At 38.8% G+C, this 12763-nt stretch carries 10 protein-coding genes and 1 pseudogene; 4 read left to right on the forward strand and 7 right to left on the reverse strand.

Translation table 11 applies throughout. The features are described from left to right. Positions 1-562 precede the first annotated feature (562 nt). On the reverse strand, positions 563-2032 hold the full coding sequence (glcD, locus tag AA650_RS21050; RefSeq protein WP_053540530.1) for a glycolate oxidase subunit GlcD: 1470 nt from the start codon (positions 2030-2032) through the stop codon (positions 563-565). 191 nt (positions 2033-2223) lie between these two features. On the opposite strand from glcD, the gene AA650_RS21055 reads away from it, so the two are divergent. Together AA650_RS21055 and AA650_RS21060 are read left to right on the forward strand one after the other, a co-directional pair. Further along, on the forward strand, positions 2224-3735 hold the full coding sequence (locus tag AA650_RS21055) for an AAA family ATPase (protein WP_053540531.1): 1512 nt from the start codon (positions 2224-2226) through the stop codon (positions 3733-3735). A 108-nt stretch (positions 3736-3843) separates the two neighbouring features. Beyond that, entirely contained in the window at positions 3844-4287 is a 444-nt protein-coding gene (locus AA650_RS21060) for an SH3 domain-containing protein (RefSeq protein ID WP_335337394.1), read from the forward strand. Positions 4288-4576: 289 nt separating this feature from the next. Here AA650_RS21060 and hppD read toward each other — a convergent pair whose 3' ends face one another. Beyond that, positions 4577-5638 carry a 4-hydroxyphenylpyruvate dioxygenase gene (hppD, locus tag AA650_RS21065; RefSeq protein ID WP_199924314.1) on the reverse strand — a complete coding sequence of 354 codons (1062 nt, stop codon included), beginning with the start codon at positions 5636-5638 and terminating at the stop codon, positions 4577-4579. A 333-nt stretch (positions 5639-5971) separates the two neighbouring features. Then, positions 5972-6682 (reverse strand): SDR family oxidoreductase, encoded by a 711-nt coding sequence (locus AA650_RS21070; protein ID WP_174763426.1) that lies wholly within the window; start codon positions 6680-6682, stop codon positions 5972-5974. Between the two features lie 247 nt (positions 6683-6929). Here AA650_RS21070 and AA650_RS28280 point away from each other — a divergent pair, with 247 nt between their 5' ends. Next, positions 6930-7112 carry an SUMF1/EgtB/PvdO family nonheme iron enzyme gene (locus AA650_RS28280; protein ID WP_199924315.1) on the forward strand — a complete coding sequence of 61 codons (183 nt, stop codon included), beginning with the start codon at positions 6930-6932 and terminating at the stop codon, positions 7110-7112. 175 nt (positions 7113-7287) lie between these two features. Here AA650_RS28280 and bioF read toward each other — a convergent pair whose 3' ends face one another. The 3 genes and pseudogenes from bioF to AA650_RS21085 form a co-directional block, all read right to left on the reverse strand. Beyond that, positions 7288-8457, reverse strand: a complete 1170-nt coding sequence (bioF, locus tag AA650_RS21075; RefSeq protein WP_199924463.1) for an 8-amino-7-oxononanoate synthase — start codon at positions 8455-8457, stop codon at positions 7288-7290. A gap of 6 nt (positions 8458-8463) precedes the next feature. Then, complete coding sequence (ruvA, locus tag AA650_RS21080; protein WP_015080791.1) at positions 8464-9105, reverse strand: Holliday junction branch migration protein RuvA; 642 nt, start codon at positions 9103-9105, stop codon at positions 8464-8466. After that, positions 9102-9452 (reverse strand): annotated as a pseudogene (locus AA650_RS21085) (HAD-IIB family hydrolase); the annotation flags it as partial. The gene ruvA and the pseudogene AA650_RS21085, both read right to left, overlap by 4 nt. Before the next feature lie 47 nt (positions 9453-9499). Between AA650_RS21085 and AA650_RS21090 the strand changes: the two are divergent. Then, on the forward strand, positions 9500-10276 hold the full coding sequence (locus AA650_RS21090) for a sucrose-phosphate phosphatase (RefSeq protein ID WP_081424295.1): 777 nt from the start codon (positions 9500-9502) through the stop codon (positions 10274-10276). A gap of 47 nt (positions 10277-10323) precedes the next feature. On the opposite strand, the gene AA650_RS21095 is transcribed toward AA650_RS21090, so the two are convergent. After that, on the reverse strand, positions 10324-12741 hold the full coding sequence (locus AA650_RS21095; protein WP_053540534.1) for a WD40 repeat domain-containing protein: 2418 nt from the start codon (positions 12739-12741) through the stop codon (positions 10324-10326). Positions 12742-12763 lie beyond the last annotated feature (22 nt).

Here is a 12763-nt window from a genome sequence, read left to right on the forward strand (position 1 = left end):
AATCTTAAAAAGGTAAACCAAATCATGAGAAATAAATTCAAAAAAAGCCTTGCTGAATCAAAATCTGAATCAGATAATTGACTAAATTTACTATTGCAATATTTACATTTATTATAATAAAAAATTTCTAATAATTAACCTATAATACTATCTAACTAAAGATAGATAAAATTACTTTTAACCTCTATCTTTAGTCATATAAAACTATCTGAATTGTCTAACTAAGGGTACTTCTAAGCAATAAATTAAAAAAACCAACCACAGAGGCACAGAGAACACAGAGAGAGGATAAATATTAGGTTGTTTGGATTAGCGTTGCGAAGCAATGGAACGAAACCCAACATTTAACCCAACATTTATTTTTTACAAAAGAAGGGAACAGGGAACTCTTAACTGGGAGCAAATAAGAAACACTCATTTGCACCAGTTTAGAGCTTCAGTCAAAAAAAGGATGTTTTTAAAAGATGCGTAGCACGAAAAAAACAGTGTCATTATTTCAATCTCATGTTTTTAAACATGAGTTTTTCCTGTTCCCTGTTGCCCGTTCCCTGTTCCCTCTGAATTAGAATCTTTCTACATCTGGGAATTGTTGAATAGATGCTTTAGCTGCTTCTCCACAAGTGCGAGGTGTGGGAAAAATCTTGCCAGGATTTGCTAAACCTTGGGGATTAAATACCTGTCTTACCCATTGCATAGTCTCTAAATCAGCTTCGCTAAACATATCTGGCATATAGCATTTCTTATCAGCACCAATACCATGTTCACCGGAAATACTACCACCTACTCTTACGCATAGCCGGAGAATCTCTCCCCCTAATTCTTCGACTTTTTCTAATTCTCCATGTACAGAATTATCAAATAAAATTAATGGATGTAAATTCCCATCTCCAGCATGAAAAACATTAGCAATAGGATAACCATATTCATGACTTAATCTCTCAATTTCTTGGAGGACATAAGGTAATTGAGTCCGAGGAATTACCCCATCTTGTACATAATAATCAGGGCTAATATGTCCCGCAGCCGCAAAAGCAGCTTTTCTGCCTTTCCATAATTTTAATCTAGTTTCTGGGTCACTAGCACTAGTAACATTTCGCGCCCCATTCTTTTTGCAAATTTCTGTAACTCGCTGTTTATTTGCAGAAACTTCTACTTCTAAACCATCAATTTCTACTAATAAAATAGCTGTGGCATCACGGGGATAACAATTAGTAGCAACAACATCTTCTACAGCATTAATACTAATATTATCCATCATTTCCATGCCACCGGGAATAATCCCCGCGCTGATAATATCAGAAACAGTGGCAGCCGCAGCATCTACACTGGTAAAATCTGCGAGTAATACACAAATTGATTCGGCACTTTTGAGAATTTTTAAAGTGATTTCTGTGGCAATTCCTAATGTTCCTTCTGAACCGACAAATACACCTGTTAAATCATAACCCGGCATTTCAGAAATTTGTCCACCAACATCAACTATTTCACCGTCAGGAAGCACAAGTTTTAAACCTAAAACATGATTCGTTGTCACACCATATTTTAAACAATGGACTCCCCCAGAATTTTCGGCAATATTGCCACCAATGGAACAAATAATTTGACTAGAAGGGTCAGGTGCAAAATAAAAACCAGCACCGCTAACTGCCTGTGTCACCCAACTATTAATTACTCCTGGTTGCACGACAGCCCGTTGATTTTCTAAGTCAATGCTGAGGATTTGTCGCATTAAAGAAGTGATAATCAAAACGGAATTTTCTGTTGGTAAAGCACCACCAGATAAACCAGTTCCTGAACCTCTGGCGATAAAAGGAACGGAGAATTGATTGCAAATTTTGACAATTTCTGATACTTGTTCTGTGGTTCTGGGTAATACTGCAACTGGGGGACGTTGTTTATAGCTGGTTAAACCGTCACATTCATAGGTGAGAAGTTCTTCTTTGCGTTGAACTACGCCTTTTTCACCAACTACAGCGACAAATTTTTTGATAATAGGTTTCCAGTTGATTTGTTTTTTATCTTGGGTAAGCATGGATTTTTATTTTGGATTTGTTTCACGCAGAGGCGCAGAGTCGCAGAGAGTAAGAGTTTATAATCTTTGATTTTTTAATTTCACTCTGGTAAGTCTGCATTGATTATCAATGGGGGGTGTACAATCGGATATGGTATTATACTAAACCTTATTGATTTTGATAATGCGGCTTTAGCCATACTTGTTATTTTATGAATTTTCGTGATGAGTTTAAATTGTTACTCCGCGCCCGTTATCCGTTGATTTATATTCCTACTTATGAGGAGGAACGGGTAGAGGCGGCGATTCGGGAAGAGGCGATAAATCAAGGTAATCGTCCGGTGTATACTTGGGATTTTGTGGACGGTTATCAGGGAAGTCCCAATGATGTGGGGTTTGGGAAACGTAACCCGTTACAGGCTTTGGAGTTTGTGGAAAAGTTGACTGCTACTGCCCCAGCGGTGTTGATTTTACGAGATTATCATAGATTTTTGGATGATGTGGCGATCGCTCGCAAACTCCGTAATTTAGCCCGACTCCTGAAATCCCAACCGAAAAATATTGTCCTATTATCCCCTCGCGTTGCTATTCCTGATGATTTAACGGAAGTGCTGACGGTGGTTGAGTTTCCCCTACCTAACGCCCCGGAAATCAAAACGGAGGTGGAACGGTTGTTACAAGCTACTGGAAATCCACCTGTTGGCAAGTTTTTGGATGATTTGGTGCGTTCTTGTCAAGGGTTGTCTATGGAAAGAATCCGCCGGGTATTGGCGCGAGGAATCGCCACTCATGGACAATTAGAACCAGAAGATGTAGATTTAGTTTTGGCAGAAAAGCGGCAAACTATCCGCCAAACTCAAATTCTTGATTTTTACCCCGCCACTGAGGAAATTACTGATATTGGTGGTTTGGATAATTTGAAGGATTGGTTAATTCGACGTGGGGGTTCGTTTAGCGAAAAAGCCCGACAATACGGTTTACCTCATCCTCGTGGGTTAATGTTGGTGGGAATTCAGGGAACTGGTAAGTCTTTAACTGCCAAGGCGATCGCTCACCATTGGCATTTACCTCTGTTACGATTAGACGTAGGGCGGTTATTTGGTGGTTTGGTGGGTGAGTCAGAATCCCGCACCCGGCAAATGATTCAAGTCGCAGAAGCGCTCGCTCCCTGTATACTCTGGATTGATGAAATTGATAAGGCTTTTTCTGGTTTGGGTAGCAAAGGTGATGCAGGAACTACCAGCCGGGTATTTGGGACTTTTATCAATTGGTTAGCGGAAAAAACTTCTCCTGTCTTTGTCGTAGCTACTGCTAATGATATTCAGGCGTTACCACCAGAAATGTTAAGAAAAGGGCGATTTGATGAAATTTTCTTTGTCGGTTTACCCAGCCAAGAAGAAAGAAAAGCCATTTTCAATGTGCATTTATCCCGATTGCGTCCCCATAATTTGAACAGCTATGAAATCGAAAGATTAGCCTACGAAACTCCCGATTTTTCCGGTGCAGAAATTGAACAAACGTTAATTGAAGCCATGCACATTGGCTTTAGTCAAAACCGTGATTTCACCACTGATGATATTTTAGAGGCTGCCAGTCAAATTATCCCCTTAGCACGAACTGCCCTCGAACAGATTCAAAAACTCCAAGAATGGGCAGCATCCGGTAGGGCGCGTCTAGCCTCAAAATACAGTCCTTTAAGCGATCGCATTCAACGTCAATTATAGGAGTCAGGAGTCAGGAGGAAGAAAAGAAAGAAGGAAGAAGAAAGAAGAAAAAAACTAACCAATTACCAATTACCAATTACCAATTACCAATTACCAATTCCCTACTATATGCTGACAAACTTACTTAAAGTTATACTCGGTTTTGTCTTAGCGATCGCAGTTTTATTAGGTACTGGCTTAACAGTTGCCCTCTATTTTGTTAACCGTACTGCTGTAACTCCTCCCAAGCCAATGTATCCTAATGATAATCCTTCTTTTCAAGCCAAAAAGCCCAAAGCTATTGCCAAATCCCCACCTAAAAAACTAGCTACTCCCAACCCCACATCTAGCCCTACACCCACACCCACAGAATCACCCAAACCACTACCACCAGATGCCTACGAAGGAACTGTCACTTGGGCAGATGGGTTAAGTATGCGGTCTGAACCAGACACAAATTCTTCCACTACTGGTGGAGTTGGTGGTAATAAAAAAGTAATTATTTTAGAAGAAAGCGCCGATAAAAAATGGCAAAAATCCGCATTCCTGATACCGATAAAGAAGGTTGGGTAAAAGCAGGTAATATTCAGCGTTCCCAGTAAGTAGCGATATCTTTAATTTCTTCTATTAACCTCCTTGTAACGCTATGGACTTGAATGAAAGTATGAATTTGTTTCACGCAGAGACGCAGAGGCGCAAAGAATAAGAGTGTGAAAAAGGGAATTTTTGATTTTCATACCACCATTATCCAATGTCCGTAAAGCCTGTAGGGGCGCAGGGCCTGCGCCCTAAATTATATTGCATAAACCGTGATTACTGCTATAACCTAATTTTGGATTTTAAATATGCAATTAAAAATCTCCTAACCCCTAACAAAACCGCGTTTAATTTGTTCCCGTTCAATCGCTTGAAATAAAGCCAGAAAATTACCTTCCCCAAAACCTTGGGCAAGAGAACGACGTTCAATAAACTCAAAGAAAAAAGTTGGTTTCAAAAAAATTGGTTGACTAAAAATTTGCAATAATAACTGCCCTGGTTGAGAATCTTCATGCCAGTCTACCAGAATTTCTTGGTCAGATATGGCTTGCAATTCTTCAGTTGACAGAGAAAACTTATATCGTTGTTGGAGTTGGAAATAGTAATTTTGAGGAACAGAAAGAAAAGATAAACCAGCAGCCCGAAACCGAGAAATTGCATCAACAAGATCAGGTATTAATAAAGCAATATGTTGAATACCTGCACCTCTGTTCACCTCCAAAAATTCCTGAATTTGCGAACTAGGTGAAGCCGGTTCATTAATTGGTAATTGAATATTGCCATTAGGAGAAATCATTACCTGACTATGCAAACCGGAACGATCAGTTTTGATATTAAAACTTTGTTGAGGTTGAAAATCAAATATTTTCTCATACCAATTAACAGCAATTGCCAACTCACCCACACCCACATTTAAAACTAAATGATCAATAGCAGTAATGAAATGACGGGAAATATTGTCAACCTCTGCTATTTTTGCCTTTTCCCTACTAATTAACGTATGATTTAAACCACCCCAAGCAGCAATTTTAGCATACTGACAAAATCCAGCATCTTGAACAGGTTGGAGAATCCTTGCCCCATTGCTTATAGCCCTTGCTATCACATCTTCCACATCATCAACTACAAAGGCTATATCAGCCACACCAGGAGGATGTTCACGTAAAAACTCAGCCACCGGACTAGTCGGTAAAATTGCAGAAGAAAGTAAGAAGTAGACAGATCCACTTTTCACCACTTCTGTACAAGTATGTAACGATTTTGGATGATGAAAAAACCTGGGAAAAATACCATCATTCACTGCTTGAAAACCAAGACAATATACAAACCAATCTCGCCACCTTTGGGCATCTTCGACATAAAAGTGAACGTGATCAATTTGCAGCATAATTTCTTTTAAATCCAGTATTTACAAAAACAGGGAACAGGAAGGATGAGGGAACAGATAAGAAACACTCATTCGCACCAGTTTAAATCTCAGTCAAAGAAAGATATTTTTAAAGCTGTGTAGCCCGAAAAAAACAGTGTCATTATTGCCATCTCATGTTTATAAACATGAGTTCTTTCTGTTCCCTGTTGCCCCTTCCCTGTTACCTCTGAATATCACCTTTATAGCGTTTCCCAGTCTAATGAAGTACACACCAATTTATTCACTGTTCCCTACCTAAAACGAAAAAACTTTGTACCTGACTAGCATGAGAATTGCTATATCTATCACATACTAGAAAAACAAATGACTCTCAGGTTGAATATTAATTTCCATAGGTATAGCCTGTGGTTCAGCCGATAAAGCATAAAAAATAGCATTTGCCGCAGTCTCACAACTCAGCATTTTACTCCGATCTACTTTTAAATTTACCTTATCCCAAAAAGAAGAATCTATCCCTCCAAAGTAAAAAAGTGTCATTTTCACCCCAAAACGTTTCAGTTCTTCCGCTATACATTTACTAAAACCCACCACACCGAACTTAGACGCAGAATAAGCCGCAGCCATAGGCATTGAATGTTTACCAAGAATACCGACAACATTACAAATATGACCAGATTTGCGTTTTTGCATCTCCTTCGCTGCTGCTTGAGTCGTGTAAAAACAGCCTTTTAAATTTAGATCCAGCATTGCCTCTAAATCTGCCGATTCAATGTTATTGTAGGCTTTGAGAATCCCCGCTCCGGCTGCATTTACCAGGACATCAATTTGTCCAAACTGGGATATTGTTGCTTGGATTAACGCTTCCACCTGTTGAGGTTGAGTAATATCGGTGGGAACTGTCAGCACATCTGCTGATAATCCATTTGCTAATGCAGCTAAACTTTCCCTGTCTCTAGCCGCAAGTACCAACCGCGCACCAGTGGAGGACAACTTACGAGTTAAAGTAGCACCAATACCACCAGTAGCACCGACAATGACAATAACTTTATCTTGTAACATCATCATATTTACATTTCTTTACAGACTATATTTATAGTACAGTCTATCTCGGTATTCTGGGTTTAACCAGAAGAAGGAGTCAGAAAGAGGGAATAAGGAAAAAAGAATTATTAAGAGTTCTCCAATTAAAAAAGTATCCCAAAATTTCTTGTGGTGCGGGTGGAAAAGCCCGCTAATAATACAAGGACGGGCAAGATGCCCATCCCACAAGATTGGATAGCGAGGCGCTGCTGCAAGCAGTTCATCTTTTTTGATTTGGCCTAATGACAGCATTCCTTGGATTAGTAGCAATGATGTCTATGTAATGCGCGGTGGTTCATGGTGTAGTGATGATAAAATTTGCCGTTCTGCGTATCGTCACTACAGTAACCCATACGATAGGTGTTATGACTACGGTTTTCGGTTGGTAGTTTCTGGTGTAGGGACTCTTTAGTTATTTACCCTTCCAAATATTTTTAACCGAAAATGTCTGAACTATGATTTTTATGATTTAAGGATTTACATGATTTGATTTTTTGCTAAATCTCTACAATGGGTTAAAAAGAAAATCTCTTCCTTTTCTTCTTTGCGTCTTTGCTCCTTTGCGACTTTGCGCGAAATAATTGTCATTACCCTTCTATGCGTTTAATCACTTCTACCAATTTCTGAAGATGTCCTAACTCATGGGTAGCCATTACAGATATTCTAATCCGGCTGGTGCTAACTGTGGGGGGACGAATGGCTGGCGCAAAAATTCCTGATTCTCGCAAATGCTTTCCGGCTGTTAATGCGGCTGCTGCATTAGATAATTGAAAACATAATATTGGTGATTCTGTGGGGAATAATTTTAAGTTAGGTAAATTTTCTGTAATTAATTGTTTTAAATAATTGACATTTTGCCAAAGTTGCGATCGCCTTTCCGGTTCTTCTCGCACTATCTTCATAGCGGCTATTGCTGCTGCTGTGTCTGCGGGAGAAAGGGCGGTGGTATAAATCCAACTGGGGGCGCGATTGCGTAAAAAGTCAATCAGGGAGCTACTTCCGGCTACATATCCGCCTAAACTTCCCAAGGCTTTACTTAATGTGCCAATTTGAATTAATTCCCTACCTGTACACCCAAAATGTTCTACACAGCCAGCACCAGTTTTTCCCATCACTCCCGTAGCATGAGCTTCATCGAGCAGTAGCATACTACTAAATTCTTCAGCTAAATCTAGCAGTTGGGGTAATGGACATAAATCACCATCCATGCTAAAGACGCTATCGGTAATAATTAAACAGCGGCGAAAATTTTTCCTGTGTTCCCATAACTTTTCTTGCAGTACTGCAGTACCACCGTGCGGATATTCCATGACAGTTGCACCGCTGAGAATTGCTCCCTTTTTTAAGCTGGAATGATTATATTCATCAGATAAAATTAAGTCTCTTTTGCCGACTATGGCCGCAATTGTCCCTAAATTAGCTAAATAACCAGAACTAAATACTAATGCGTCTTGGGTTTGTTTAGTAGATGCTATTGCCTGTTCTAATTCTTTATGTATTTCTCGATGCCCACTGAGTAATCTAGAACCTGTACTACCAGTGCCGAATTGTTGAATAGCAGTAATGGCGGCTATTTGTAAGCGTTCATCTCCTGCTAATCCTAAGTAATCATTACTGGCAAAATTAATAACCTCTTGCCCAGATAAGACCACAGTTGCACCGGGTCGGCTGTGAATAGTTTGCACGCAACGATACCAGTCAGCCCGATGAATAGTGGCGAGAGATTCATTTATCCAAGCATAGGGATTATTATTGATCATGAATTAGGAACACTCTACTTCACTACTGCTAAGATAAGCGATCGCTTGTCTAATCCAATCTTCCACATAGGCATTTTTGGGTAAACCAATATTTTCGCTAACTGTGTGCAAAGCGTGACTGACTTCATGGGCAGTATATCCCAAAGCGAAAAGAGTCATTTGCACTTCTTCTAAAATTCCTGGTGCGGGTCCCCCTGTAGCCACAAAGAAGCCCGCTGATTTGCGCCATTCGATGAGTTTACTCTTTAGTTCTAAACAGATGCGTTCAGCGGTCTTCTTGCCCACTCCAGGGGCTTGAATTAGCATTTGGATGTTAGCAGCGACAATGGCTTGGACTAACTCTGGTAATTCCATTGTATCCAAGAGAGCGATCGCTAATGCCGCACCAATCCCGCTAACACTGAGCAAATGGCGAAATAAATCCCGTTCGGAAGGAGAAGAAAAACCATAAAGCATGGGGATTTCCTCTCGAATCTGGTAATGGGTAAAGATTTGGATCACATCCCCAGTTGATGTTAACTGGTTGGACAAACGTTGGGGAATTTGTAAATCGTAACCTGTGCCATTGACTTCTAAGGTCAAGATGACGCGATTAGGAGTAATGGCTTGGACACCAGCAACGATACCTTTAAGATAGCTAATCATTCTAGGAAACCAAAATATTTTAAACCTTCCATAATCCCAGCAGCACAACGGTTTTGAGCGAGGTAACGGTAGTCCGCAGGATGCTGATGATACCATTGGAGTAACTCTGGACGAGCATTCCCGACAATGATTCCCCGTTCCTGACCGACAGCGAATAAAGCTATATCATTACCTGAATCACCACAAACAACAGTCTGCTCGGCTGCAAATTTCCACTTCTGTCGTAAAAACTGCATTGCTTGACCTTTATCGCTGGTATGGGGTAAAATGTCAAGGTCAATTTCACTACTATAGATTAACTTTACATTTAGTTGAGTTTTTTGCAACTCGGTTTCAAGTTGTGGTATAGTCAGGCGAGTTTGGTTTGAAAACGACTATATATAAGGAGTATACTGTGACTCAATTTCTTTTTATTACCGATCTTGATCACACTCTCGTGGGTGATGATCAAGCAATGGAAGGACTGAATCGCAAATTAGAACTATATCGTCAGCAACACAATACAAAAATTGTTTACTCTACTGGGCGATCGCTATATCTGTATCAGCAACTAGAACAACAACAAAATCACAAACAAACAGCACTTTTACAGCCAAATATACTCATTTGCGCCGTAGGTACAGAAATTTACTCTTATAATCATCAAGATCAATTGATTATTAATAATCAGTGGTCAGAGAATCTATCTGAAGATTGGGATAGAGAATTAGTTGTAAAAATAGCTGCCAATTTTACTCAATTAAAACCACAGCCGGAAAGTGAGCAAAGACCTTTTAAAGTTAGCTATTTTCTCCAAGAAAAAACTGCTCTACAAATAGTATCAGACTTAGAAAAAGCCTTACTCCAACAAACTTTAGATATTCAAGTTATTTATAGTGATAACAAAGACCTAGACATCCTACCACGTAAAGCCAACAAAGGTATGGCCATGACCTTTGTACGCGAATATTTAGAAATAGAACCAGCCAAAACCGTTGCGTGTGGGGACTCTGGTAATGATATTGCCCTCTTTGCCAATAGAAAAGAAAAAGGTATTATTGTCGCCAATGCTAAACAAGAATTACTAGATTGGCACAACGAAAACCCAAACGAAAATCGTTACTTAGCAAAAGCTGAGTTTGCGGCAGGAATTGAAGAAGGTTTACGGCATTTTGGATTTTTGGGAGAATAAAACTTAATAGTTTAGTTCCGTTTTTTTGATTCAACTAGCTTATTTGTTTAATCCCTTGAAGCTCCTAATTCTTTTAAAGCAGATATTTGGGCATCATCTAAATTTTTAACTCCAGAAATATTCATATCCTGGTACGGTTTACCAAGTTCTATGGTGTGAATACTAGTATTAATTTTACTAATCTTCTTATTCTTCTTATTCTTCTTATTCTCTTTATTCTTTTCATCTTTATCTACCTCTACATCCCAAAACCTGATAGTCTGGTCTTGTCCACAACTAATCAGCCTTTTGCCATCAGGAGTAAATACTACAGATTCTACAGCGCGTTTATGTCCTTTAAGTGTCTTGAGACGTTTTGGGTTTTTATCATCACTAATATCCCATAGTGTAATAATGCAATTATGCCCAGCACTAGCAACAATTGGTTTTGTGGGGTGACACGCAACAGAAAGTATTCTTTGATATTCGTCCCAAGTGTGAATACATTCTTTAGAATTAACATCCCATAATTTGAGTTTTTTATCAAAACCTCCACTAATCAATAGCTTGCTATCGAAAATAAAAGCAATGCTATGAACTTGGTCTTGATGATACTCTGCTGATGATCCCAGAACAGTCGGCTCTATCTCATTAGCTGGTTTTAACTCCTGGTTATTGTCTAAAATTTCTATCAGCCTAATAGTTTTATCCCGACTACTACTAGCTAAGTAACGACCATCTGGACTAAAAGCTAGGGATAACACTCGGTCAATGTGACTCGTCAATTTTTTGTGATCTTTTACTTCTACATCATTGGAATCATTTAAATTCTTGCAATCCCATAAAATAACCTTATTATCATTCCCCGCACTAGCCAAAATATTTTTTTTAGGATGAAAAGCTACACATCGAACGCGTTTAGTATGTGTTATGTTAAGTGGGTGTGTTTCATGTGATGTATCGTCCGCCAAAGGCTTAATAAGATGCCATTCTTGTTGATTTAACTGCCACAGACCAATAGTCTTATCTTCACTACCACTAGCTAGAAGTGTTCCATCGTAGTTGAAAGCTACTGACCAAACCCAATCAGTATGTTCGGAAAGGGTGTGAATAGGAATATGTGTGCGCTCATTGTAATTCCAAATATAGATTTTATTATCTTCGCATCCACAAGCGAAAATTTGTTTGTTGCTAGAAAATGCCACCGACCAGACGCGATTAGCGTATCCTCTCAAATTATCTTGACATTTCCATTCTTTTTGGTTTTTATGCCAATCCCAGAGTTTGACAGTGCGTCCATCACCACCGCTTATTAAAAATCGAGGTTTATCAGTGTTAGGACTAAATGCAATGCTTCTGATCAAATGTGTATGACCATTGTGGTCTTGGTTTTCTGAACGAGAATTATCCAATGTGTCAATCAGTTTCCATTTGTCTCCAGTTAAATCAAACAGCAGAATTTTATGCTCACTCTTATTTTTATCCTCACTCTTATCTTTATCCTCACTTTGTTCAGGGGTGTTCTTACAAATACATCCAATTGCAAGAATACTTCCATCGCAACTAAATGCTAGTGTACGTATTTCCTTAATATTTTTTTTATAGTCATATTTTTGTTTATCTTCGTCCAATAGCTCCAATTCTTCTAAGTTTGTTCTAGTGTTAGTATGGAAAATTTTCAATTCTCCATCTTCAGATCCAGTAGCTATAATTTCTTTTGTTGCATTAAACGCAATACAACGTATTAATTTTTTATGCCTCTTACGTTCTTGGTAAAATATTTGAGGATTACGTGTACTTAAATCCCAACCAATAAAATCTCCCTCTTGGCTACAACTATAAAGAGTTCTGTCATCAATAAAAGTCATACAATACACATTACTGATGGGCAAACGTATTGTATCTTTCTCTTTAATTTTGTAGAAAGTTATTGCATTTCCATCTCCTCCAAATGCCAGAATATTGCTTTCAGGATCAAGGCTAAAGGCTACTGATAATACACGTCCTGTTTCACGCCATGAGTTGGTTTCCTTAAAATTGAGTTTGCCTGAAGCAAGGTTTTCAATCTCGAACAACTTAACGCTACCATCTTCTGCTGCTAATGCAAATCGTTGAGAATTTGTCCCTGAACTAAAAGCCACTGACCAAATCTGATTTCCTGCTCCCTTTTCAAAAAAACACAGAGCCAAGTTTTCTGTATTATGTACTCGAATTAATCCATGAGCATCGCCTGTAGCAAAATAATTACCATCAGCATTAAAAGCAATGGAGTGAATACATCCTAAAGGTTGAGTAAAAATACAGTTCTTCAGGTCAGAGTCATTAAAATCCACCCCTGTTAAGATAGCGTCTCGGAAGTCAACACCCCAAATATCTATTTCTGATAGATCCCAGTATTGAAAATCTTTTTCCGAGTATAATTGCAACAATAAGTTGAGAATATTTCCTGCTGTATAGTTGTTTTTCAGAAATTTATGTTTTTCCATAGTGTCTTATTAATTTAACAAT

Origin of the sequence: Anabaena sp. WA102, assembly GCF_001277295.1 — a bacterium.
In the GTDB taxonomy this organism is placed as follows: Bacteria; Cyanobacteriota; Cyanobacteriia; order Cyanobacteriales; family Nostocaceae; genus Dolichospermum; species Dolichospermum heterosporum.